20 protein-coding genes are annotated in these 24,123 nt (G+C 73.3%); 17 read left to right on the top strand and 3 right to left on the bottom strand.

The genetic code is table 11. The features are described from left to right. Positions 1 to 236 precede the first annotated feature (236 nt). Positions 237 to 3,077: a leucine--tRNA ligase gene (gene leuS, locus MICAU_RS22330; RefSeq protein ID WP_013287614.1), complete on the top strand. Its 2,841-nt coding sequence runs from the start codon at positions 237 to 239 to the stop codon at positions 3,075 to 3,077. Positions 3,078 to 3,123: 46 nt separating this feature from the next. On the opposite strand, the gene MICAU_RS22325 is transcribed toward leuS, so the two are convergent. From MICAU_RS22325 to MICAU_RS22315, 3 genes are read right to left on the bottom strand one after another with little or no spacing between them, the layout of a single operon-like run. Further along, positions 3,124 to 3,834, bottom strand: a complete 711-nt coding sequence (locus MICAU_RS22325) for a TVP38/TMEM64 family protein (protein ID WP_013287613.1) — start codon at positions 3,832 to 3,834, stop codon at positions 3,124 to 3,126. Beyond that, complete coding sequence (locus MICAU_RS22320) at positions 3,831 to 4,553, bottom strand: type 1 glutamine amidotransferase (RefSeq protein ID WP_013287612.1); 723 nt, start codon at positions 4,551 to 4,553, stop codon at positions 3,831 to 3,833. Before MICAU_RS22320 ends, MICAU_RS22325 begins: the two co-directional genes overlap by 4 nt. Beyond that, positions 4,543 to 5,790 carry a MurT ligase domain-containing protein gene (locus MICAU_RS22315; protein ID WP_013287611.1) on the bottom strand — a complete coding sequence of 416 codons (1,248 nt, stop codon included), beginning with the start codon at positions 5,788 to 5,790 and terminating at the stop codon, positions 4,543 to 4,545. The genes MICAU_RS22320 and MICAU_RS22315 overlap by 11 nt, the downstream gene beginning before the upstream one ends. A 355-nt stretch (positions 5,791 to 6,145) precedes the next feature. Between MICAU_RS22315 and mraZ the strand changes: the two genes are divergently transcribed. The 16 genes from mraZ (at position 6,146) to MICAU_RS22235 (ending at position 24,104) form a co-directional block, all read left to right on the top strand. Then, a complete protein-coding gene (mraZ, locus tag MICAU_RS22310) occupies positions 6,146 to 6,577 on the top strand; it encodes a division/cell wall cluster transcriptional repressor MraZ (protein WP_013287610.1) in 432 nt (143 codons plus the stop codon). 204 nt (positions 6,578 to 6,781) lie between these two features. Then, on the top strand, positions 6,782 to 7,891 hold the full coding sequence (gene rsmH / locus MICAU_RS22305; protein ID WP_030271908.1) for a 16S rRNA (cytosine(1402)-N(4))-methyltransferase RsmH: 1,110 nt from the start codon (positions 6,782 to 6,784) through the stop codon (positions 7,889 to 7,891). Further along, positions 7,888 to 8,469 carry a cell division protein FtsL gene (ftsL, locus tag MICAU_RS22300; protein ID WP_013287608.1) on the top strand — a complete coding sequence of 194 codons (582 nt, stop codon included), beginning with the start codon at positions 7,888 to 7,890 and terminating at the stop codon, positions 8,467 to 8,469. The genes rsmH and ftsL overlap by 4 nt, the downstream gene beginning before the upstream one ends. Before the next feature lie 3 nt (positions 8,470 to 8,472). Further along, the gene (locus tag MICAU_RS22295) at positions 8,473 to 10,686 is read left to right on the top strand and encodes a peptidoglycan D,D-transpeptidase FtsI family protein (protein WP_013287607.1); all 2,214 of its coding nucleotides are present in this window, start codon (positions 8,473 to 8,475) and stop codon (positions 10,684 to 10,686) included. A 52-nt stretch (positions 10,687 to 10,738) separates the two neighbouring features. Further along, a complete protein-coding gene (locus tag MICAU_RS22290) occupies positions 10,739 to 12,301 on the top strand; it encodes a UDP-N-acetylmuramoyl-L-alanyl-D-glutamate--2,6-diaminopimelate ligase (RefSeq protein ID WP_174361726.1) in 1,563 nt (520 codons plus the stop codon). Continuing rightward, the gene (locus tag MICAU_RS22285) at positions 12,298 to 13,707 is read left to right on the top strand and encodes a UDP-N-acetylmuramoyl-tripeptide--D-alanyl-D-alanine ligase (protein WP_013287605.1); all 1,410 of its coding nucleotides are present in this window, start codon (positions 12,298 to 12,300) and stop codon (positions 13,705 to 13,707) included. Before MICAU_RS22290 ends, MICAU_RS22285 begins: the two co-directional genes overlap by 4 nt. Beyond that, a complete protein-coding gene (gene mraY / locus MICAU_RS22280; RefSeq protein WP_013287604.1) occupies positions 13,704 to 14,831 on the top strand; it encodes a phospho-N-acetylmuramoyl-pentapeptide-transferase in 1,128 nt (375 codons plus the stop codon). Before MICAU_RS22285 ends, mraY begins: the two co-directional genes overlap by 4 nt. A gap of 231 nt (positions 14,832 to 15,062) precedes the next feature. Continuing rightward, complete coding sequence (locus tag MICAU_RS22275; RefSeq protein ID WP_174361812.1) at positions 15,063 to 16,478, top strand: FtsW/RodA/SpoVE family cell cycle protein; 1,416 nt, start codon at positions 15,063 to 15,065, stop codon at positions 16,476 to 16,478. Next, a complete protein-coding gene (gene murG, locus MICAU_RS22270; RefSeq protein WP_013287602.1) occupies positions 16,478 to 17,584 on the top strand; it encodes an undecaprenyldiphospho-muramoylpentapeptide beta-N-acetylglucosaminyltransferase in 1,107 nt (368 codons plus the stop codon). Before MICAU_RS22275 ends, murG begins: the two co-directional genes overlap by 1 nt. Positions 17,585 to 17,615: 31 nt before the next feature. Then, a complete protein-coding gene (gene murC / locus MICAU_RS22265; protein WP_013287601.1) occupies positions 17,616 to 19,097 on the top strand; it encodes a UDP-N-acetylmuramate--L-alanine ligase in 1,482 nt (493 codons plus the stop codon). Then, positions 19,094 to 19,912 carry a cell division protein FtsQ/DivIB gene (locus tag MICAU_RS22260; protein WP_013287600.1) on the top strand — a complete coding sequence of 273 codons (819 nt, stop codon included), beginning with the start codon at positions 19,094 to 19,096 and terminating at the stop codon, positions 19,910 to 19,912. Before murC ends, MICAU_RS22260 begins: the two co-directional genes overlap by 4 nt. A gap of 246 nt (positions 19,913 to 20,158) precedes the next feature. Beyond that, positions 20,159 to 21,274 carry a cell division protein FtsZ gene (gene ftsZ / locus MICAU_RS22255; RefSeq protein WP_013287599.1) on the top strand — a complete coding sequence of 372 codons (1,116 nt, stop codon included), beginning with the start codon at positions 20,159 to 20,161 and terminating at the stop codon, positions 21,272 to 21,274. A 9-nt stretch (positions 21,275 to 21,283) separates the two neighbouring features. Continuing rightward, positions 21,284 to 22,030 (top strand): YggS family pyridoxal phosphate-dependent enzyme, encoded by a 747-nt coding sequence (locus MICAU_RS22250; RefSeq protein ID WP_013287598.1) that lies wholly within the window; start codon positions 21,284 to 21,286, stop codon positions 22,028 to 22,030. 193 nt (positions 22,031 to 22,223) lie between these two features. Beyond that, complete coding sequence (locus MICAU_RS22245; protein ID WP_013287597.1) at positions 22,224 to 22,925, top strand: cell division protein SepF; 702 nt, start codon at positions 22,224 to 22,226, stop codon at positions 22,923 to 22,925. 28 nt (positions 22,926 to 22,953) lie between these two features. After that, positions 22,954 to 23,259 carry a YggT family protein gene (locus MICAU_RS22240; protein ID WP_013287596.1) on the top strand — a complete coding sequence of 102 codons (306 nt, stop codon included), beginning with the start codon at positions 22,954 to 22,956 and terminating at the stop codon, positions 23,257 to 23,259. A gap of 41 nt (positions 23,260 to 23,300) precedes the next feature. Then, positions 23,301 to 24,104 carry a DivIVA domain-containing protein gene (locus MICAU_RS22235; protein ID WP_013287595.1) on the top strand — a complete coding sequence of 268 codons (804 nt, stop codon included), beginning with the start codon at positions 23,301 to 23,303 and terminating at the stop codon, positions 24,102 to 24,104. Positions 24,105 to 24,123: the final 19 nt, after the last annotated feature.

Here is a 24,123-nt window from a genome sequence, read left to right as displayed (position 1 = left end):
CGCCCGGAATATTCGCCGGACCGGGGGACCGGCCGCCGCGGGTGGAACGGGCGCGCCGCCGCCGAGGGGTGCGAGGTACACTGCCTGCATGGCCGGGTTCTTCCTGCTTCTTACCGAGCCGTGTTGATGCGCTGAACGCGCGACAGCACGGCCGCCCCTCCTGCGCGAGGGGCTTTTTTGTGCCCGCAGCAGACCGCCCACATCTTTTTCGAATCGATCCGCGCCGAGGAGACGCCATGAGTGAGGCAGCCGCACCGGCGACCGACATCCCCCCGTTCCGGTACACCGCCGCCCTGGCCGACGAGATCGAGCACCGCTGGCAGGACACCTGGGAGCGGGAGGGCACCTTCCACGCGCCGAACCCGGTCGGTCCGCTGGCCGACCCGGGCCACCCGCGGGCGGGCGCCGAGAAGCTGTACGTGCTGGACATGTTCCCGTACCCGTCCGGCGCCGGCCTGCACGTCGGGCACCCGCTGGGCTACATCGGCACCGACTGCTACGCCCGCTACCAGCGGATGGCCGGGCGCAACGTGCTGCACGCGATGGGCTTCGACGCGTTCGGCCTGCCCGCCGAGCAGTACGCGGTGCAGACCGGCACCCACCCCCGGACCACCACCGAGGCCAACATCGAGCGGTACCGGGAGCAGCTGCGCCGGCTGGGGCTGGGCCACGACGAGCGGCGGTCGGTGGCGACCATCGACACCGACTTCTACCGCTGGACGCAGTGGATCTTCCTGCAGATCTTCAACTCCTGGTACGACGCGGACGCGCGCAAGGCCCGGCCGATCGCCGAGCTGATCGCCGAGTTCGAGGGCGGCACCCGCGCCACCCCGGACGGACGTCCGTGGGCCGAGCTGTCAGTGGGGGAGCGGCGGCGCGTCGTCGACGACCACCGCCTGGCGTACGTCTCGGAGGCGCCGGTGAACTGGTGCCCGGGGCTGGGCACCGTGCTGGCGAACGAGGAGGTCACCGCCGACGGCCGTTCCGAGCGCGGCAACTTCCCGGTCTTCAAGCGCAACCTGAAGCAGTGGATGATGCGGATCACCGCGTACGGGGACCGGCTGCTGGAGGACCTGGACACACTGGACTGGCCGGAGCCGATCAAGCTGCAGCAGCGCAACTGGATCGGCCGGTCGACCGGCGCGCACATCGACTTCCCGACCGACGCCGCCCCGGTGCGGGTGTTCACGACCCGGCCGGACACCGTCTTCGGCGCCACCTACATGGTGCTGGCGCCCGAGCACGAGCTGGTCGACGTGCTGACGCCGGCCGCCTGGCCGGAGGGCACCCGGGACGCCTGGACCGGTGGGCACGCCGGCCCGCGTGAGGCCGTCGAGGCGTACCGGAAGGCCGCCGCGGCCAAGACGGACGTGGAGCGGCAGGCGGACAGCAAGGAGAAGACCGGCGTCTTCGTCGGCGCCTACGCCACCAACCCGGTGACCGGCGGGCAGATCCCGATCTTCATCGCCGACTACGTGCTGGCCGGGTACGGCACCGGCGCGATCATGGCGGTGCCCGCCCAGGACGAGCGGGACTGGGACTTCGCCGAGGTCTTCGAGCTGCCGATCGTGCGGACCGTGCAGCCGCCGGAGGGCTTCGACGGCAAGGCGTACACCGGTGACGGCCCGGCGATCAACAGCGCCGCGCCGGAGCGCGGCATCGACCTGGACGGCCTGGGCGTCACCGACGCCAAGGCGCGGATCATCGAGTGGCTGGAGGCGAACGGGCACGGCGCCGGCGCGGTCACCTGGCGGCTGCGCGACTGGCTGTTCTCCCGGCAGCGCTACTGGGGCGAGCCGTTCCCGATCGTGTACGACTCCACCGGCGCGCCGATCGCGCTGCCCGAGTCGATGCTGCCGGTCGAGCTGCCCGAGGTGGAGGACTTCTCGCCGAAGACGTTCGACGCCGACGACGCCGACAGCAACCCGGAGACCCCGCTGTCGAGGCGGCGCGACTGGGTGGAGGTGGAGCTGGACCTGGGTGACGGGCCCAAGCGCTACACCCGCGAGACCAACGTGATGCCGCAGTGGGCCGGTTCCTGCTGGTACGAGCTGCGCTACCTGGACCCGACCGACCCGCAGCGTTTCGCCGACCCGGAGAACGAGGCGTACTGGATGGGTCCGCGCCGCGACGGCGACTGCGGTGGCACGGACCTGTACGTCGGCGGCGCCGAGCACGCGGTACTGCACCTGCTGTACGCGCGCTTCTGGCACAAGGTGCTGTACGACCTGGGCCACGTCTCGTCGTTCGAGCCGTTCCGCCGCCTGTTCAACCAGGGCATGATCCAGGCGTACGCGTTCGTCGACCCGCGCGGCGCCTACGTGCCCGCCGAGGAGGTCGTCGAGGTCGACGGCCGCTGGTTCCACGGCGAGACCGAGGTGCGGCGCGAGTACGGCAAGATGGGCAAGTCGCTGAAGAACGTGGTCACCCCGGACGACATGTGCGCGGCGTACGGCGCGGACACGTTCCGGGTGTACGAGATGTCGATGGGCCCGCTGGAGGTGTCCCGCCCGTGGGAGACCCGGGCGGTGGTCGGCTCGTACCGGTTCCTGCAGCGGGTCTGGCGCACCGTCGTCGACGAGCAGACCGGTGAGCTGCGGGTCACCGACGAGCCGGCCGACGAGGCGACCCGGCGGCTGCTGCACAAGGCGATCGACGGGGTCCGCGCCGACATGGACGGGATCCGGTTCAACACCGCCATCGCCAAGCTGATCGAGCTGACCAACGGCCTGACCCGGCTGGCGCGTACGCCGCGCGAGGTGGCCGAGCCGCTGGTGCTGATGGTCGCCCCGTTCGCCCCGCACATGGCCGAGGAGCTGTGGCGCAAGCTGGGCCACGACACGTCGCTGGCGTACGCGGACTTCCCGGTCGCCGACCCGGCCCTGCTGGTGGCCGAGTCGGTCACCTACCCGGTGCAGGTGAACGGCAAGGTCCGGGGCCGGGTCGAGGTGCCCGCCGACGCGTCCGAGGAGACCGTCCGCGCGGCGGCGCTGGAGGCGGTCGCCGGCACGCTGGGCGGCAAGGAGCCGCGCAAGGTGATCGTGGTGAAGGGCCGGATGGTCTCGGTCGTCGCCTGACGCCCGCAGGTGGGCGTGTCCACTTCGGGGACACGCCCACCGACGGTCAGGGCGCGCGACGCCGTCGTTCGGCCCGCCACCAGCGGTGGATGATCAGCACGCTGGCGATCAGGCCGAGGCTCGCAGGCGCGGCCGCGTACCAGTTGATCGAACCGGGTGTGGTCACGGCCGCGCCGATCGCCGCGTAGCCGATGGCGGTGGGGGCGGAGGCGATCACGCTGCCGGCCAGGAACGGCATGACCCGGGCCGCGGTGGTGCCGTAGCCGTAGCTGACCAGCCCGAATCCGGCGATCGGCAGCAGCCGTACGGTGATCACGCCGAAGACGCTCTGCCGGGCGAACCAGCCGTCGAGGCGGGCCAGCCGGCCGCGTACCCGCTCGGCGACGAAGTCGCGGCCGAGCACCCGGCCGACCGTGAAGCCGATGGCGGCAGCGAGCAGCGCCGCACCGAGCGCGTACGCGGCGCCCTGCACCGGCCCGAAGATCGCGCCCGCGGCCAGCGTGACGAACGTGCGGGGCACCAGCGCCACCAGCAGCAGCGCGCCGCCGACCACAGCCGCGGGCGGCCCGTAGCCACCCAGCGAGTCGGCGAGCCGGGGCAGGTCGGCCGGGTCCGGCCGAGGCACCAGCAGCAGCGTCACGCCGAACCCGGCGAGCAGCAGCAGGAGCAGCCCGAACCGGCGCGCCGAGGGCTGCCGCAGCAACCCGGCGAGCCGGCGGGCCACCGGTCGCCGCCCCGGCCGGGCGGCGTCGGTCACGGCCTCGGTGCGGCGGCCACCGCGGTGCGGCGCTCGGAGCGGAGGCGGTCGGCCCAGGTGTCGTCGAGCGGGGGGAGCTGGTGGATGCCGGTCGCCCAGCGCAGCAGCAGGTCGGCCAGGTCGGGGTTGCGCGCCAGCGCCGGGCCGTGCGAGTAGGTGCCGAGCAGCTTGCCCCGCCACGCGCCCTCGGTGGCCCCGTCGTTGCCGACCCCGGTGGTGACCCGGGCCAGCGGGGACACGCCCGGACCGAGGTGGGTGCGGCCGCCGTGGTTCTCGAACCCGGACAGGTGCGGGATGCCGAGCCGCGGGTCGACCTCGCCGGCCAGCTCGCCCACCGCCCGGGTGGGTCCGCGGTCGGAGGAGAGGTCGAGCAGCTCCAGCCCGGCGCACCGGGTGCCCTTGGCGAAGAACGAGGTGCCGAGAAGCTGGTAGCCGGCGCAGACGCCGAACACCACCGAACCCTGGGCCACCGCCCGGTGCAGGCCGCCGTCGGCGATCAGACGCTGGGCGCCGAGCGCCTGCGGGCCGTCCTCGCCGCCGCCGAGCAGGTAGATGTCGGCGGTGGCGGGCAGCCGCTGGTCGGAGCGAACCTCGAGCACCTCGACCGGCATGCCGCGCAGCTGGGCCCGGCGGGCCAGGATCAGCGCGTTGCCCCGGTCGCCGTATGTGGACAGCAGGTCGGGATAGATCCAGACGATGCGCAGGCTCTCAGTTGACACGGTCCAGCTCCGCTCGGATGTCCTGGAAGGCGGTGTAGTTGGCGATGACCTCCAGCCGGCCCGGCGGCACGGCGCGGACGGCCTCGTCGAAGCTGCGGACGTGCTGGAACGGCACGCCGTTGACCTCCAGTCGCACCGCCAGGTCGTACGCCCGGTCGCCGGTGATCAGCACCTGCCGGCCGGTCAGCGGGGAGAAGTCCACGTCGAACAGCCACGAGGTGTCCAGCCCGTCGGGGTCGCGGGCGTTGATGGACAGCAGTGTCGGCGCGACGTCGGCCATGTCGAACGCCTCCAGCCAGCTCGCCGGGTTCTTCGCCAGCAGCAGCCGGATGTTGCGCCCGTCGCGGTCCACCTGGGCGTAGCGGCCGGCCACCGAGGTGACGGTGCCGAGCCGGGACACCGCGTCCACCGGGCGTACGCCGAACTCGGCGGCGACGGCCAGCGCGGTGGCCGCGTTGCCGAGGTTGACCTTGCCGGGGAGCTGGAGCTGGATCTTGTGCCAGGCGCCGGTGGGGTCGAGCACGCCGTCGTCCTCGACCGTCCAGTGCGGCTCGGGGCGGCGCAGCGGGCAGCCGGTGCACCACCACTGCTCGCCGGAGCGCTGGATGGTGGAGCCGCACTCGGGGCAGACCCAGGAGTCGTCGTGCCAGCGCTGCCCGGCGCTGAACCAGGTGACGTGCGGCGGCACGTGGCCCTGGGCCGGGTCGGCCGGCGGGCAGGCGGCCCACACCACCATCGGGTCGTCGGCGTTGGCGACCACCCGTACCCGCGGGTGCCGGACCAGGGCGGCGCGCCAGAGCTGCGCCATCATGGCGACCTCCTTGGCGCGGTCGAGCTGGTCGCGGGAGAGGTTGAGCAGCGCCACCACGTGCGGCTCGGTCGCCTCCAGCACCTGGGCGAGGTAGTGCTCGTCCACCTCCAGCACCGCGTACGGCGTGCTGCCGGCCTTTGCGAGCGCCGAGGTGTGGCCGGTGGGCATGTTCGCGCCGAAGGAGTTGGTGGCGACCCGGCCCAGCACGCCGACCGCGGCGGTGGTGAGCCGGGTGGTGGTGGTCTTGCCGTTGGTGCCGGACACCAGGGCGATGGCGCGCCCGGCCGAGAGATGGGCGAGCAGGTCCGGGTCGATCTTGAGGCCGATCCAGCCGCCGATCACCGAGCCGTCGCCACGGCCCGCGGCCCGCGACAGCGCCGCGGCGGTGCGCGACACGGAGCTGGCCACCTTTGCCCGCAAGGGCATCTTCGCGTCCGTCACCCGAGCGAGGTTACCGGACCGCCACCTCCACCAGATCGCCGCCGACGGCGAACCGTTCGGCCGGGGACGGCCCGGCGGACGGGCGGAGCGCGCGGGGCCGGACGGCGGCGGTCGATGTCGGGTAGCGGACGGTGTGGGGTGCGCCCCACCCCCTCCACTCCGCCCCACCCGCGTTGACGTGCGGTTTTGCGCGCGGAAACGCCACGCCGCGCGGGCGATTCTGGTTGCAGGTGGAGGGAAGTGGAGTAGAGTGGGGCGCGATGGTGAGGCCGGGAGGGCCACACCGGCCCGGGGGGTCAGCGGCGCCGCGAACGCCGCTCAGGGCGAGGGGGTTGGGCCGATGTTCCTCGGCACCCACACTCCGCGCCTGGACGACAAAGGCCGGTTGATCCTGCCGGCGAAGTTCCGGGACGAACTGGCGGGGGGTGTCGTGATCACCAAAGGGCAGGAGCGCTGCCTCTACGTCTTCCCGATGCCCGAGTTCCAGCGGATCGCCGACCAGTTGCGCGCGCAGCCGATGACGAGCAAGGCGGCCCGGGCCTACAGCCGGGTCTTCTTCGCCAGCGCGCACGACGAGGTGCCGGACAAGCAGGGGCGGGTCACCATTCCCGGCCACCTGCGGTCGTACGCGGCACTGGACCGGGATCTGGTCGTGATCGGAGCGAGCACCCGGGTGGAGATCTGGGACAAGGCGGCCTGGGAGGCCTACCTCGCGGAGAGCGAAGACGACTTCGCCGACATCGAGGAGGGGGTGCTGCCCGGCGGTCTGTAGGGCGTGACGGCGCCCGACGTACTGCGAGATCTCCAGCCGCTTTCGAGTTCCTGGCACCCCTTCCCCGGTGCCAGGCGCACGATCCGACACGGAGGGCCGCGGCCTCCGGCGGGCGGGAGCGGATGGGGATCTGGCGGTATGGCGAGGCGTCGTGGCGACGACGGACACGTGACGGAACGGTTGGCGAACGGGGTGGGGGTCGAGATGGGGGAGCTACGCGGCACGCACGTGCCGGTGCTGCTCGAGCGGTGTCTCGAGCTGCTGGCCCCCGCACTGGGCCGGCCCGGTCGCACCGTCCACGTCGACGCCACGCTCGGCCTGGCCGGGCACGCCGAGGCAGTGCTCTCGGCGCATCCGGACACGGTGCTGATCGGCCTGGACCGGGACACCGAGGCGCTCGCCCACGCGCGGGTCCGCCTGGCCCGGTTCGCCGACCGGATCCACCTGGAGCACGCCGTCTACGACGAGCTGCCCGAGGTGCTCGATCGGCTCGGTTACCCGGCGATCGACGGGGTGCTGTTCGACCTCGGCGTCTCGTCCCTGCAACTCGACGCGCCCGACCGCGGGTTCGCGTACGCGCAGGACGCGCCGCTGGACATGCGGATGGACCAGACCCGGGGGGTGACCGCCGAAGAGGTGGTCAACACGTACTCCCACCCGGACCTGGCCCGCCTGCTGCGGGTGTACGGCGAGGAGAAGTTCGCCGGGAAGATCGCCTCGGCGATCATCCGGGAACGGGAGCGCAACCGGATCACGTCCTCGGCCCGGCTGGCCGAGCTGGTCCGGGACGCCATTCCGGCACCGGCCCGACGAACCGGTGGACACCCGGCAAAGAGAACGTTTCAGGCTTTGCGGATCGAGGTAAACAGAGAACTGGCAGCGCTGGAGACGGCGCTGCCGGCTGCTCTGGACAAGCTCACAGTGGGCGGCCGCATGGTGGTCCTGTCCTACCACTCGCTGGAGGACCGGCTCACCAAGCAGGCGCTCGCCGACCGGGTCCGCAGTAAGGGCCCGGTCGACCTCCCGGTCGAACTGCCCGGGTCGGGCCCGACGTTCCGGCTGTTGAGCCGGGGCGCCGAGCTGCCCGGGGAGGCGGAGGTGGCCGCGAACCCGCGTGCCGCCTCGGTGCGGCTGCGGGCCGCGGAACGGCTCGACCCGGAGGCGGCCCGGCAGGGGCGTACCGACCGCGAACGGTACCGCCGCCGGGTGAAGGCGATGCACCAACCGGGGACGGGGTCACCGGGGTCCGGCAAGGACCCGCGGTCGGCCCCGGGGGACGCGAACGGGACGGACGAGGAGGGGGAGGGGACATGAACGTCGAGAAGCGCGACGGCCGGGGAGCCGTCGGGCAGCGCGCACCGCGGTCGGGGGGCCGGACCGCGGCGCAGCGCACCACGCGGGACACGACGGCGACCGACCGCCGGGAGGCAACTCGCGCCCGGGGGGCGCGCGAGTTCCCGACGCAGGGCAGTGCCGCCCTGCGGCCGGCCGAGCGTACCCGGGTCACCGGTGCGCCCGCGCCGCGCCTGCGGGTCGCCCCGCCGGCGCCGATCCGGGTGCCCCGGGCACCGTTCGTCGCGCTGATCCTGGTGCTGGTGGTCGGCGGGGTGCTGGGCATCCTGGCGGTCAACACCAAGATCAACGAGAACGCGTTCAAGCTGGAGAAGCTCCAGCAGCAGCAGGCCAAGCTGGACGTGGACGAGCAGGAGCTGAAGAAGGAGATCGCGAAGCAGGAGGCGCCCGGCAACCTGACCGCCAACGCACGGCGGCTCGGCCTCGTCGAGTCCGAGGACCCGGCCTACATCCGGCTGCCGGACGGGCAGACCATCGGGGTGCCGCACCCCGCGCAGGGTGCCCCGTCGGTCACCAGCCAGCAGGGCAACGGAGGCTGAGCGATGCCGCCGAGATCGGATGATCCGCGCCGGGACGCCACGGGCTCCCGGCGCGGATCGTCGCGGGGGTCGGAGCCGCGCGAGCCGGGCCTCGGCGGGATCTCCGACGCCCGCGCGTACACGCCGCGCGGGCGGACCGTGCGCGAGGGCGGCGGCGCGGAGCAACGGCGTACCCCCCGCAGCAACCGGTCCGGCGACCCGTTCCGGCCCGCGTTGCAGGTGCTCGACGGCGGCCGGGCGGGGCGTGCCGGCACCCGCGAGCCCGCGACCGACGGCGCCCGGTCCGGCCGCCGGTCCACCGCCGCGGGCGGCCGGGCCGGCGTGGTGCGGACCGTCTCGTCCCGGCCGGTGCGGGAACCGTTCGACGACGACGACGAGGACGCGCCGCCGCGCCGCCGGTCCCAGCCGCGCCGCCCGGCCGCGCAGCCCCGCCGGCCGGTACGCAAGCCGCGCCGGCCGCCGCGACTCGGCGACCCGCGCCGGCGGCTGCGGCTCGGCACCGTGCTGGCGCTGGCGTTGTTCGCCAGCATCGGCGTGCGGCTGGTCTACCTCCAGACCGTGGACACCCCGGCGTACGCCGACGGCGGCCTGCCCAACCGGCTCGCCGTGGTCGAGCTGCCGGCCCCGCGCGGGGCGATCCTCGACCGCGGCGGCGAGCCGCTGGCGCACAGCGTCGAGGCCCGGTACGTGTTCGCCGACCCCACCCGGGTCAAGGACCGGTTCGCCACCGCGCGCCTGCTCTCCCCGCTGCTCGGCGTGCCCGTGTCCGACCTGGCCGAGAAGATGCACAAGCGCACCCTGCCCGGCACCGACACCCCGTTGCAGTTCGTCTACCTGGCCCGCGGTGTGGAGATCGGCACCGCCAAGCGGATCATGGAACTCGACCTGGCCGGCATCAACGTGCACCGCGACGAGCGGCGCGAGGTGCCCGGCGGCGACCTGGCGGCGAACCTGATCGGCTTCGTCAGCCAGGACATGAACGGCCTGGAGGGGCTGGAGGCCAAGTACGACGACGTGCTGCGCGGACAGGCCGGCAAGCGGACCTACGAGGTGGGCCTCGGAGACCTGGCCGCGCCCATCCCCGGCGGCTACAGCCGCACCACCCAGCCGCAGCCGGGCAGCTCGCTGAAGCTCACCGTCGACCGGGACCTCCAGTTCATGACGCAGCGGATCCTGGCGAAGCAGACGGCCAAGGTGAAGGGCAGCGTCGGCGCCGCGGTGATCATCGAGGTGCCGAGCGGTGAGGTGCTGGCGCAGGCCAGCCAGCCGACGTACGACGCGGCCAACCCCACCAAGGTCGGTTCCCCGGCCGACCGGGACGACGCGGCCACCACGTTCGTGGTCGACCCCGGCTCGATCCACAAGGCGATCACGTACGGCGCGGCTCTCCAGGAGGGCGTGATCACGCCGGACACCGCGTTCCCGGTCGCCGACACGATCGTCCGGGGCGGCGTCACCTTCCGCGACACCCACCCGGTCGGCGGCCGCACCATGAGCATCCCCGGCATGCTCGCCTTCTCGTCGAACGTCGGCACCATCGAGATCGCCGAGAAGCTGGGCAAGGACCGGCTGTTCGACTACCAGAAGCGGTTCGGGCTGGGCCAGGCCACCGGTGAGGGCATGCCCGGCGAGGCGGCCGGCCGGCTGCTGCCGCCGGACCAGTGGAGCGGCTCGGCGTACGGGTCGGTGCCGATCGGGCACAGCGTGGACGCCACGCCGCTGCAGATGGCCGCCGCGTACGCCACCATCGCCAACAACGGCACGTACGTGCAGCCGCACCTGGTCAAGGAGACCATCGGCGCGGACGGCGAGCGCAGCCCCGCCGCGGCGCCCACCACCCGCTCGGTGCTCAGCCCGGCCAACGCAGCGGCGCTGCGCCGGATGATGGAGGCGGTCACCACGGTCGACGGCCCGGACGGCCGGGCGACCGGTCTGGCCGCCGCCGTACCCGGATACCGGGTGGCCGGCAAGACCGGCACCGGTCTGCGCTACGACGGCGGCAAGCAGCAGCCCGGCGAGGTCGGCTCGTTCATCGGCATGGCCCCGGCGGAGAACCCCCGGTACGTGGTCGCGGTGTTCGTGTGGAGCCCCGGCGGCGGGGGCGGCGCGGTCGCCGCGCCGGCTTTCCGGGAGATGATGGGCTTCACTCTCCGCCACTACCGGGTGCCGCCGTCGCTCACCAACAAGTCCCCGAAGTTCGAGGTCTTTCCGCGCTGAGCGGGGACGGCGGGACATCATCGGTGAGTGGCGACGAACCACCGGGGCGGCTGTGCGGTCGGAACCGGACGACCGGGTAGGGTCTGACGCCGTGCCCGGCAATCCACGTCCCACAACCGTGCGTCCCGTACGGCTCGGCGACCTCGCCGACCGCGTGGCGGCGACCCCGCCGGAGGAGGCCGCCGACCTGGCCGTCACCGGCGTGACCCACGCCAGCCAGGAGGTACGCCCCGGCGACCTGTACGCCGCCCTGCCCGGTGCCCGGCGCCACGGCGCGGAGTTCGCCGCAGCGGCGGCGGAGGCGGGCGCGGTGGCCCTGCTGACCGACCCGGCAGGTGTGGCGCTGGCCGCCGGGACCGGCCTGCCCGTGCTCGTCGTCGCCGACCCGCGCGACGCGCTCGGCGAGGTGGCCGCGACCGTCTACGGCGACCCGACCGCCGGCCTGACCGTGATCGGGGTGACCGGCACCGCCGGCAAGACCTCCACCAGTTATCTGGTCGAGTCGGGGCTGCGGGCTGCCGGGCACGTCACCGGGCTGATCGGCACCGTGGAGACCCGCCTCGGCGACCTGGTGATCGACAGCGTCCGGACCACCCCGGAGGCCACCGACCTGCACGCCATGCTCGCGGTGGCCCGCGAGCACGGGGTGGACACGGTGGTCATGGAGGTGTCCAGCCACGCCCTCGCCATGGGCCGGGTCGGCGGCGTCCGGTTCGACGTCGGCGGCTACACCAACTTCGGCTCCGACCACCTGGACTTCCACGCCGACGAGGCGGACTACTTCGCGGCCAAGGCCAAGCTGTTCGACGGCCGCTGCCGGGTCGAGGTGCTCAACCACGACGACCCGGCGCTGCGTCCGCTGCACAAGCCGGGCACCGTCACCTACTCGGCGGCCGGCGACCCGGACGCGACCTGGTGGGCCGACGGCATCGACGGCGAGGGCTACGCGCAGCGCTTCACGCTGCACGGGCCGGACGGTCTGGCGCTGCCCACCGGCGTGGCGCTGCCCGGCCGGCACAACGTGGCGAACGCGCTGTTGGCGGTGGCGCTGCTGGTCGCCGTCGGGGTGGACCCGGAGACCGCGGCGCGCGGCGTGGCCGCCTGCGGTGGCGTGCCCGGCCGGCTGGAACTGGTCAGCGGCGACGCCCCGGTGCGCGGGGTGGTCGACTACGCGCACAAGGCCAACGCGATCGAGGCGGTGCTCATCGCGCTGCGCGACCTGACCGAAGGCCGGCTGATCTGCGTGCTGGGCGCCGGCGGCGACCGGGACCGGGGCAAGCGGCCGGTGATGGGCGGCGTGGCCGCGCGCGGCGCCGACGTGGTGCTCGTGACCGACGACAACCCGCGGACGGAGGACCCGGCCGCGATCCGGGCCGAGGTGCTCGCCGGCGCGTACGCCGCCGCGACCCCGGCCCGCGTCATCGAGGTGCCCGGGCGGCGGGCTGCGATCGAGGAGGCGGTCCGGGTGGCCGAACCGGGTGACGTGGTGGCGGTGCTGGGCAAGGGCCAGGAACGCGGCCAGGAGATCGGCGGCGAGGTGCTGCCGTTCGACGACCGGGTGGAGCTGGCGGCGGCGCTGCGCGCCCGCTTCGGTGACCTGGTGGGTCAGCGGTGATCCCGCTGACGCTGGCCGAGGTGGCCGCCGCCGTCGACGGCCGGCTCGTCGGCGCCGACCCGGACGCCCGGGTCACCGGCACCGTCGAGTTCGACTCCCGCAAGGTGAACCGGGGCGGGCTGTTCGTCGCCTTCCCCGGCGAGCGTGTCGACGGCCACGACTACGCGGCCGGTGCGATCTCGGCCGGCGCGGTGGCGGTGCTCGGCACCCGGGAGGTGTCGGGCGTGCCGATGGTGCTCGTCGGCGACGCGCTCGACGCGATGGGCCGGCTGGCCCGCGCGGTGGTGGACCGGCTGCCCGGGCTGACCGTGATCGGGCTGACCGGCTCGTCCGGCAAGACCACCACCAAGGACCTGATCGCCCAGCTCGCGGTGCGGCTCGGCCCGACGGTGGCGCCGCCCGGCTCGTTCAACAACGAGCTGGGGCACCCGTACACCGCGTTGCAGGCCACGCCGGAGACCCGCTACCTGGTGATGGAGAAGGGCGCCCGCGGGGTCGGGCACGTCCGCTACCTGTGCGACGTGGTGCCGCCGCGGATCTCCGTGGTGCTCAACGTGGGCGTGGCGCACCTGGGCGAGTTCGGCTCGGTGGAGACCATCGCGCTCGCCAAGGGCGAACTGGTCGAGGCGCTGCCCTCCGACGGGCTGGCGGTGCTCAACGCCGACGACCCGCGGGTCGACGCGATGGCGTCGCGTACCCGGGCCCGGGTGGTCCGCTACGGCGAGTCGGAGCGCGCCGACGTACGCGCCGTGGACGTGACGCTCGACGGCCGGGGACGGCCCTCGTACACCCTCGTCACCCCGGAGGGCAGCGCGCCCGTGCGGCTCGGGCTGACCGGCCGGCACCAGGTCTCCAACTCGCTCGCCGCCGCGGCTGTCGGCCGGGAGCTGGGCCTGCCGCTGCCGGACCTGGCGGCGGCGCTGAACGAGCTGGGCCTGGTCTCGACCCGGCGGATGGACGTCTTCGAGCGTCCCGACGGGGTGACCGTGATCGACGACTCGTACAACGCCAACCCCGCCTCCACCGGCGTGGCGCTGCGGGCGTTGGCCAGCATGCGTGGCGAGGGGCGTACCGTCGCGGTGCTCGGCTACATGGCCGAGCTGGGTGACTTCGAACTTCAGGGGCATCAGCAGGTCGGCCGGCTCGCGGCCGAACTGGGAGTGGACCGGCTGCTCGTGGTGGGCGAGCCGGCGGCGCCGATCCACGAGGGCGCGACAGCGGTAGGTAATTGGGGAGGAGAGTCGGTGCTGCTCACCGATCAGGCGGCGGCCGTCGAGGTGCTGCGGAGCGAGCTGCGTCCGGGAGACGTGGTGCTGGTGAAGGGCTCCCGGTACCGGACCTGGGAGGTGGCCGACGCGCTGCGCGCGGACGCCCGGGAGGGTGCGACGGAGGGCGGCGCCGCATGAGGGCGGTCATCGTCGCCATCGGGGTCGCGTTCCTGATCTCGCTGTTCGGCACCCCGATCGCGATCAAGGTGTTCGCCCGGCTCAAGGCCGGCCAGCCGATCCGATCGAACCTCGGGCTCGCCAGCAACGAGGGCAAGAAGGGCACGCCGACCATGGGCGGCGTGGTCTTCATCCTGGCCACAGTCATCGCGTACGTGGCCGGGCACCTGGCTCTGACCACGCTGCCGGACGCGCAGATCGCCCAGGTCGAGCCGACCATCACGGCGCTGGTGCTGCTGGGGCTGATGGTGTTCTCCGGCGCGGTCGGCTTCATCGACGACTTCCTGAAGGTGCGCAAGCGGCACAGCGGCGGTCTCAACAAGCGGGGCAAGCTGGCCGGGCAGATCCTGGTCGGCGCGGTCTTCGGCGCGGTGGCGGTCTACTTCCCGTCCAGCATGACCGACGCCGGCGGCAACGCGACGAACACCGAGACCGTGGGCAGCACCACGCTGAGCTTCATCCGGGACATCCCGGCGCTGGAGATCGGCAAGATCGGCGCGGTGATCGTCATCATCATGGTGGTCATGGCGGCCACCAACGGCGTCAACCTCACCGACGGCCTGGACGGCCTGGCCACCGGCGCCTCGGTGATGGTGCTGGCGGCGTACGCGCTGATCGCGTTCTGGCAGTACCGGCACTGGTGCGCCGACCCGAACTACACCGAGTCGTACTGCTACACCGTGCGCGACCCGCTGGAGATCGCGTTGATCGCCGGCGCGGCGGCCGGCGCCTGCGTGGGCTTCCTGTGGTGGAACACGTCACCGGCGCGGATCTTCATGGGCGACACCGGCGCGCTCGGGCTGGGCGGCCTGATCGCCGGCATGGCGATGTCCACCCGCACCATCCTGCTGCTGCCGATCCTGGGCGGCCTCTTCGTGATCATCACGATGTCCGTGGTCATCCAGATCATCTCCTTCCGTACCACCGGCAAGCGCGTGTTCCGGATGTCGCCGTTGCAGCACCACTTCGAGCTGGCGGGCTGGAGCGAGGTCAACATCGTGGTCCGGTTCTGGATCATCGCCGGTATCGGCGTGGCCATCGCGCTGGGCCTGTTCTACAGCGAGTTCCTCGCCGCGGTGAGCTAGGTGCAAGGAAGGGCCCCTTATTAACAGACGTCTGTTAATAAGGGGCCCTTCCTTCAGATCCGACACGCCGACCGGGCGGTTGCGCCACGGGCGGGCGGGTCGAGCGGCCATGATGGGCCTGTGGGGGAGGGACGAGACATCCAGGTGACCAGCGATCCGCCGGCCCGCCGTGCCCCGGCGGCCACGCCTCCGGCCGACCCGCCGGCCGCGCGCTGGGATCCGGCCGGTGGCCTGGCCGCGCTGCGCGGCCTGCTGGCCCGGCCGCTGGCCTCCTACTATCTGCTGCTGTCCAGCGCCGGCCTGCTGCTGCTGATCGGCCTCACCATGGTCTTCTCCGCGACCAGCGTGCGGGACTACGTCATGGACGGCGACGCGGCGGCCTCGCTCACCAAGCAGACCGTCTTCGCGGTGATCGGGATCGGCGCGTTCTGGGCCTGCCAGCGGCTGCCCGCGCGGACGTTCCGGGCGGTCAGCCGCCCGGCGCTGGGTGTGGCGGTGGCGCTGCTGCTCCTGCTCAACCTGCTGGTGGCGCTGAACTCGCTGTTCGGGGTGACGTCGATCGGGCCGTTGAAGGCGCAGCTGCTCTGGCTCTACCTGGGCCCGATCTCCGTACAGCCGGTCGAGGTGGCGAAGTTCGCGCTGGTGCTGTGGGGTGCGCACGTGCTGGCCCGCAAGGGCGCGGCGCTGGGCTGGTGGAAGGAACTGGCCACCCCGCTGTTCCCGGTGGTCGGCCTGCTGTTCGTTCTCGTCGGCTACAACGACCTGGGCAGCATGCTCTGCCTGCTGGCACTGGTGGTCGGGATGCTCTGGGCGGCCGGCGTGCGGGCCCGGGTCTTCGCCGCGCTCACCGCCATCGGCCTGGCCGGCGTCGGCCTGCTGGTGGCGGCGGCCTCGCTCGGCGCCGGCTCCGGCTCCCGGGGCGCCGACAACTACCGGCTCGGCCGCCTCACCATGTGGCTCGACCCGCCCTCCCCGCGGACGTGCTTCGAGCAGGAGCTGGACTACTGCTACCAGCTCGTGCAGGCCCGCTACGCGATCGGCAACGGCGGCTGGTTCGGCGTCGGCCTGGGCCAGAGCAGCTTCAAGTACGGCTGGCTGCCCGAGGCGCACAACGACTTCATCTTCGCCATCCTCGCCGAGGAACTGGGCGTTGTCGGCTGCACCGTGATCCTGGTGCTGTTCGCCGTGCTGGCGTACACCGGGATGCGGATCGCCCGCCGGGTCGAGGACCCGTTCCGCCGGCTCGCCGCCGCCGGTGTGACCGCCTGGCTGGTCGGCCAGGCCGTCATCAACATCGGTGGCGTGACCGGGCTGCTGCCGCTGACCGGCGTACCGCTGCCGTTCATCTCCGACGGCGGCAGCGCCCTGGTGGTGACGCTCGCCGCGATCGGCATGCTCGCCTCGTTCGCCCGCGCCGAGCCGGACGCGGCGCGAGCGCTGCATGCCCGTCCGCCCGCCCGATGGGTCCGACTAGTGTGGGCCCCGTTGCCGCCGCTTCCCGGCCGGCGCCGCAGTGCGACGCCGCCGCCGGCCGACCGAGGGTCCGTGCCCCGGTCCCGGCAGCGGCGGCAGGACGACCAGGCCGCGCCCCGCGGCGCCCGGCCCGACCGGGCGCGCGCCGGCGCGGCGAGCGAGAGGAGACGCTGATGGGTCCGCTGCGTTCGGTGGTGCTCTGCGGAGGGGGTACGGGCGGGCACATCTATCCGCTGCTCGCCTTCGCCGACTGCCTGCGCCGACACGACCCGAGCGTCCGGATCACCTGTCTGGGCACACCCAAGGGGCTGGAGAACGAGCTGATCCCGCCGGCCGGCTACGACCTGCGGCAGATCCCGGCGTACCAGCTTCCCCGGTCGGTGAACATGAGCCTGGTGCGTACCCCGGACCGGATGTGGAAGGCGGCCCGCGCCGCGGGCAAGGTGATCGACGAGGTCCAGGCCGACGCCGTGGTCGGCTTCGGCGGGTACGTCTCGGTGCCCGGTTACCTGGCCGCGTGGCGGCGGGAGCTGCCCATCGTCATCCACGAGGTGAACGTGCCGCCGGGCGTGGCGAACCGGCTCGGGATGAAGTTCACCAAGAACGTCGCTGTCGGCTTCCCGCACCAGCCGGCCCAGGCCGAGGCGCTGCGCGACGCCCGCGTGGTCGGTGTGCCGCTGCGCCGGGGCATCGCCGGGCTGGACCGGGCCGCGCTGCGCGACGCCGCCCGCGCCCACTTCGGACTCCGTCCCGACCTGCCGGTGCTGTTCGTCGCCGGTGGCTCGCAGGGCGCCCGCTCGATCAACCTGGCCGTCTCCGGCGCCGCGAAGGAGCTGGCCCGCAACGGTGTGCAGGTGCTGCACGTCATCGGCGCCCGCAACGAGCCGGTCTCCGTGCCCACCGACCTGCCGGTGCCGTACGTCACGCTGCCGTACCTGTCCGAGATGGAGCTGGGTTACGCAGCGGCCGACCTGATGCTGGCCCGGGGCGGCGCGATGACCTGCGCCGAGGTGGCCGCGATCGGCCTGCCCGCCGTCTACGTGCCGTACCCGCACAGCAACCAGGAGCAGAAGCGCAACGCGCTGCCGGTGGTGGAGGCGGGTGGCGGTCTGCTGGTCGACGACGCCGAGGTGACCCCGGCCTGGGTGGAGCGGACGGTGATCCCGCTGATCCGGGACCCGCAGCGGCTGTACGCGATGAGCCACGCCGCTGCCGGGTACGGCCGCCGGGACGGCGACGTGGCGTTGCTGAACTTCGTCTACGAGGCGGTCTCCCGCTGATGAGGGACACCGCGACGGGAAGGTACGTCTCATGAACACCGCGCAGTTCACGCCCGCCGGCACCATGACGGCGGAGGACCTGGGCCGGATCCACCTGATCGGGGTGGGCGGGGTCGGGATGGCCGGGCTGGCCCGGCTGTTCCTCACCCGGGGTCTGCCGGTCTCCGGCAGCGAGCTGCGGGAGTGGCCGTCGCTGGCCGGCCTGCGGGCACTCGGCGGCACCATCCACTCCAGCCACGAGGTGTCCAACCTCGACGGGGTGGACACGGTGGTCTACTCCTCCGCCATCCCGCAGGACCACCTGGAGATGGTCGAGGCGCGCCGCCGGGGCCTGCGGGTGCTGCACCGCTCCGAGGCGCTCGCCGCCGCGATGACCGGCCGCCGCACGGTGGCGGTCGCCGGCACCCACGGCAAGACCTCGACCACCTCGATGGTGACCATGGTGCTCCAGCAGGCCGGCACCGACCCGTCGTTCGTGATCGGCGGCGAGATCTCCGAGGTGGGTTCCGGCGCGCACCACGGCACCGGCGAGCACTTCGTGGTCGAGGCGGACGAGAGCGACCGCTCCTTCCTCATCTACCGCCCGTTCGTGTCGATCGTCACGAACATCGAGGCGGACCACCTGAACACCTACGGCGACCTGGCCACCCTGGAGGCGGCGTTCGCCGAGTTCGCCCGGCTCACCGATCCGGCCGGTTTCGTGATCACCTGCGCCGACGACGCGGGCGGGCGCCGGCTGGCCGAGACGCTGCGTGCCGAGGGCCGCCGGGTCTGGACGTACGGCGAGTCCGCCGACGCGGACCTGCGGATGAGCGAGGTCGTGTCGTCCGCGCACGGGGTGCGCTTCCAGGCCGAGGTCGAGGGCCGGCCGCTGGGCGAGATCCGGCTGCCCGTACCGGGCCGGCACATGGCGCTCAACAGCGCCGCCGCGGTGCTCGCCGCGTACCTGCTGGACCTGCCGGTGGCCGCGGCGGAGGCCGCGCTCGGCACGTTCCCCGGCGTGCGGCGCCGCTTCGAGCGCAAGGGCGCGGCGGACGGTGTGCTGGTCTACGACGAGTACGCCTACCACCCGACCTCGATGACGCTGGCGTTGCAGACGCTGCGCGAGGTGGCCGGCGACGGCCGGCTGATCGTGGTGTTCCAGCCGTACCGGCTCTACCGCACCCGCGACAACCAGGCGGAGATCGCCGCCGCGCTCGGCATCGCCGACGAGGTGGTGCTGCTGGAGGTCTTCGGCCCCGGCGAGACGCGCCGTCCCGGCGAGGGTTCGGCCGCGCTGATCCAGGAGGTGCCGCTGCCGGCCGAGCGCAAGGTGTTCGTCGAGGCGTGGGACGACGTGCCGGGCGAGGTGGCCCGGCGGGCGCGGACCGGCGACGTGGTGGTGACGATGGGCGCGCCGCCGATCTCGCTGATGGGTGACCAGTTGCTCGACGCCCTGCTCGCCCGCTCCGCCGGGGGCACGGGGCTCGGCGCCGGCGTCGACCCGGACGGCGCGGCGACCCCCGCCGGATGAGTCCCGGTCCGGCCCGCGGCCGTACCCCCGGACCGGACGGCGGGGCGGGGCGGCGCAGCCCGGCCCGGCGCTGGCAGCTCGTGCGGGCGAACGCGGACGCCGTGCCGCCGTCGACCCGCCGGTTCATGGCCCGGGCCCGGCAACGGCGGATGCGGGCCGCGCTGCCCTGGGCGGTCGCCGCGGCGGTGCTCGCCGTCGCGGGCCTGGTCGCGTGGACGGTGCTGGGCACCGGCCTGTTCGGCGTACGCGAGGTGCGGGTGGTCGGCGCGCAACTGGTCACCCCGGTGCAGATCCGCGACGCCGCGGCGGTGCCGGACAACGAGCCGCTGGCCCGGGTGGACCTGGACGCGACCGCGCGCAAGGTCGGCACGCTGCCGCCGGTGGCCCGCGCCACTGTGGAGCGCCAGTGGCCGGACACGCTGGTGATCCGGGTGCAGGAGCGCACCGCGGTGGCGGCGGTGCCGCAGGGCGACGGCTTCGTGGTCGTCGACGGCTCGGGTGTGGTCTTCCAGCGACTGGACCGGGCGCCGGACGGGTTGCCGCAGGTCCGGGTCGCCCGGCCCGGCCCCGACGACCCGGGTACGCGGGCCGGGCTGGCGGTGCTCGCCGCGCTGGGGGAGAAGCTGCGCGCGGAGCTGGTCGCGGTGGACGTGGCCGGCCTGGCCCGGATCACGCTGCTGCTGCGCGGCGAGCGTCAGGTCTTCTGGGGCGACGCCTCCCGCGGCACCGACAAGTCGACAGTGGCCACCTCGTTGCTGAGCCGAAAGGCGGACCGGATCGACGTCAGCGCGCCGGACGTGGTCACGTTCGAGTGACCCGTGGCTCAGCGAGCCCGCGCTGTGTCCCCTGTCGCTCGGTCGGCGACACGCCGGAACAGGTCCTTGGCTCCTGGCGCGGCGGCGCATACGTTGCCCCGAAGAGATCAGTGGTTGACATAACTCTAAGCCTCTAGTAGAGGGTGAGAGTTCAGCCGTCGGAGGCCACGGGGGAGTGCTCGACCGCTGATCCGGCCAAGCCGTGTGGGGTCGGCCCATGCCAATCTCGAAGGGAAAGGACCGGAGATGACACCTCCGCACAACTACCTGGCGGTCATCAAGGTCGTCGGCATCGGGGGCGGCGGCGTCAACGCCGTCAACCGGATGATCGAGGTTGGGCTCAAGGGCGTCGAGTTCATCGCGATCAACACCGACGCGCAGGCGTTGCTGATGAGCGACGCCGACGTCAAGCTCGACGTGGGCCGGGAGCTGACCCGGGGACTGGGCGCGGGCGCCAACCCGGACGTCGGCAAGAACGCCGCCGAGGACCACCGCGACGAGATCGAGGAGGTCCTCAAGGGCGCCGACATGGTGTTCGTGACCTGCGGCGAGGGCGGCGGCACCGGCACCGGCGGCGCGCCGGTCGTGGCGAACATCGCCCGCAAGCTCGGTGCGCTCACCATCGGTGTGGTCACCCGGCCGTTCTCGTTCGAGGGCAAGCGCCGGCAGGTCCAGGCCGAGGCGGGCATCGAGGAACTGCGCAACCAGTGCGACACGCTCATCGTGATCCCGAACGACCGGCTGCTCGCGCTCGGCGACCGCAACATCTCCATGATGGACGCGTTCCGCACCGCCGACCAGGTGCTCCTCTCCGGTGTCCAGGGCATCACCGACCTGATCACGACGCCGGGTCTGATCAACCTGGACTTCGCCGACGTGAAGAGCGTGATGAGCGGCGCCGGAAGCGCGCTCATGGGCATCGGCAGCGCGCGGGGCGAGAACCGCGCCGTCGAGGCGGCCGAGGCGGCGATCTCCAGCCCGCTGCTCGAGCAGAGCATGGACGGCGCGCGCGGCGTGCTGCTCTCCATCGCCGGCGGATCGGACCTCGGCCTGTTCGAGATCAACGATGCGGCGCAGCTGGTCACCGACGCGGCCCACCCGGACGCGAACATCATCTTCGGTGCGGTCATCGACGACGCGCTCGGCGACGAGGTGCGGGTCACCGTGATCGCGGCGGGCTTCGACGGGGGCACGCCGGCGTACAAGGCGGTGGAAGCGCCGCGCAAGAGCAACCAGAACCCGCCGGCCCAGCCGAACGCGCCGGTGAGCCCGCCGGCCACCATGCCGGCGCCGCAGCAGCCGTCGCGCCGGGTGCTCTTCGACGACGTCGACGTGCCCGACTTCCTGAAGAACGGGTCCTGAGCCGCGCCGATGACGGAGTCACAGACGGCGGTGCGGCCCGAGCGGCGTGCCGAACTCGCGGCCGGCCTGGCCCGGGTCCGGGCCCGCATCGCCGACGCCTGCGCGGCGGCCGGGCGGCAGCGCGACGAGGTCACACTGGTCGCGGTGACCAAGACGTACCCGGCGGCGGACGTGGTCGCGCTGGCCGGGCTCGGCGTGAGCGACGTCGGGGAGAACCGCGACCAGGAGGCGGCGCCGAAGGCGGAGGCGGTCGCCGCCGCCGGGGCCGCGCCGCGCTGGCACTTCATCGGCCAGTTGCAGCGCAACAAGGCCCGCTCGGTGGTCCGGTACGCCGACGTGGTCCAGTCGGTGGACAGCGTCCGGCTGGCCGCCGCGCTGGACGCCGCCGCCGGCGCGGTCCGGGACCGGCCGCTGGACGTGCTGGTGCAGGTGAGCATCGACGGCGACCCGGCCCGGGGCGGGGCGCTGCCGGGCGCGGCCGATCCGCAGCGAGGGCTCGACCCGGTGGCCGCGGCGGTGGCCGGCGCCGACGGTCTGCGGCTGGCGGGCCTGATGGCGGTGGCGCCGCTGGGCTGGGAGCCGGACCGGGCGTTCGCCCGGCTGGCCGAGGTGGCAGCGGCACTGCGGGCCGATCATCCGGACGCGACGGTGCTGTCGGCGGGCATGAGCGGAGACCTGGAGAGCGCGATCGGGCACGGCGCGACACATGTCCGTGTCGGCAGCGCGTTGCTCGGAATGCGCCCTGCGCTGCGGTAGCCTCACCACGACGGAAGCAAATTACATCAGTGTTGTTCAGGACGGCGTTCCCGTAGCCGGGGGCCGTGACGGGCGGACCGCGAACCGCGCGTCAGGGGATTGCCGATCCGGTCCGGTGGGCATGATCGTCCACTCGTGATCAAGCGACACGGCACGGGGGCGCGTGCCGCACGGCGGACGGAAGGGCGCGGGGATGGGTGCACTGCGCAAGGCGGGGGTCTGGCTCGGTCTCGTCGAGGAGGACGACGAGCGGGCGTACGAGGACGGTGGCTACGACAAGGGTGGCTACCGGGAATCGTCGCGCTACCGGTCGAGCCGGTACGCCGAGGAGTTCGCCGACGAGGACGACGACGAGGCCGAGGAGCCGCCGACGACGCGGAGCCGGCTCGGCGACCGGGGCCGGCTGTCCGAGCGCGCCTCCAGCCGCGCGGTCGACGCCGACCGGGCCGAGGCCGAGCGCCCGGAGCGGGCCGAGCGGTCCAGCGTCCGGTCGATCACCCGGTCCTCCGCCGGTGACACCTCGGGCGCGCTGACCTACCACACCCGGGACAACCTCGCGCTCGCGCCGCAGGCCCAGCCGCGGGAGCGGGAGCGCGTGGCGCCGGAGGACGAGCAGCGCTACCAGATCACCACGCTGCACCCGACCACGTACCGCGAGGCGCGGACGATCGGCGAGCACTTCCGCGACGGCGTACCGGTGATCATCAATCTCACCGAGATGGACGAGGCGGACGCCCGCCGGCTCGTCGACTTCGCCGCCGGGCTCGCGTTCGGTCTGCGCGGTACGATCGAGCGCGTGACCAACCGGGTGTTCCTGCTCTCACCGGCCAACGTCCAGGTCACCGCGGAGGACAAGGCCAAGATCGCTGAGGGCGGCTTCTTCAGCCTGAGCTGAGCCGCACGACCGAGGGACGTCGCCTGCCGTGTTGTCGATCCTGTTCCAGGTGCTCTACCTGCTGCTGTACATCTTCCTAATTGTCCTTTTGGCGCGATTTGTTCTCGGGGCGGTGCTGGCCTATGGTCGCCGCTGGCAACCGGGGCGGGGAGCGTCGGCGGGACTGGAAGTCGTGTGGAGCGTCACTGATCCGCCCCTGCGAGCGTTGAGGCGTGTGATCCCGCCACTGCGAATTGGTACCGTGAGCATCGACCTGGCCTCCCTTGTGCTCCTGGTTATCCTGTTCGTGCTGATGGAGTTCGTGTTTAGGCGCCTGATCTTCGCGTTTGCCTGACCAGAGCGCTTTCGCGGCCGCAACTGACCCGAGGAGTTTCGATGCCGCTGACCCCGGCCGACGTTCACAACGTCGCCTTCAAAAAGCCGCCGATCGGCAAGCGGGGGTATGACGAGGAGGAGGTCGACGCCTTCCTGGACGAGGTCGAGCGCGAGCTGGCCCGTCTGATCGAGGAGAACAACGAGCTGCGCGCCCAGGTGGAGCGCGGCGGTCGGGGTGGCGCTCCCGCCGGCCCCGGCGGTGACGCCCGCCTCGCGGCGGAGCTCAACGACGTCAAGGCCCAGCTCGACCGGGTGCAGCGCGACAAGGCGGCCGCCGAGCAGGCGGCCCGCGCGATGCAGGCCGAGCTGGAGCAGGTGCGCACGCAGGGCGGCCCGGCCGGCGTGACCGGTGACGGCGAGCAGCAGGCGCTGCGGGTGCTCATGATGGCCCAGCGCACCGCCGACGACCACGTCTCCGACGCCCGTCGCGAGGCCGACCAGCTGCTCTCCGAGGCCCGTTCGAAGGCCGAGGAGGTCACCCGGGAGGCGCGCGCCAAGGCCGACGCCCTGGAGCGGGACGCCCGCCAGCGGCACCAGGAGGCCATGGGCGGCCTGGACGCCAAGCGCACCGCGCTGCAGAAGCACATCGAGGAGCTCAAGCAGTTCGAGCGCGAGTACCGCACCCGCCTCAAGGCGTACCTGGAGAGCCAGCTGCGTGACCTCGACGGTCGCGGCCAGGGCCTCGAGGTGGAGATGAACCGCGCCGAGGGCACCCGTGCCGCCGGCAGCAACGGTCTCGCCGCGGCCGGTCTCGCCGGCTCCTACGGCGGTGGCCGCGCGGGCTCGCTCGAGTCCGGCCGCTGATCCCGCGTCGGTGGCCGTC

The organism is Micromonospora aurantiaca ATCC 27029 (assembly GCF_000145235.1).
Lineage (GTDB): Bacteria > Actinomycetota > Actinomycetes > Mycobacteriales > Micromonosporaceae > Micromonospora > Micromonospora aurantiaca.
Note: the sequence above shows the minus strand (reverse complement) of the source record. Positions and strands in the feature narration are given on the sequence as shown.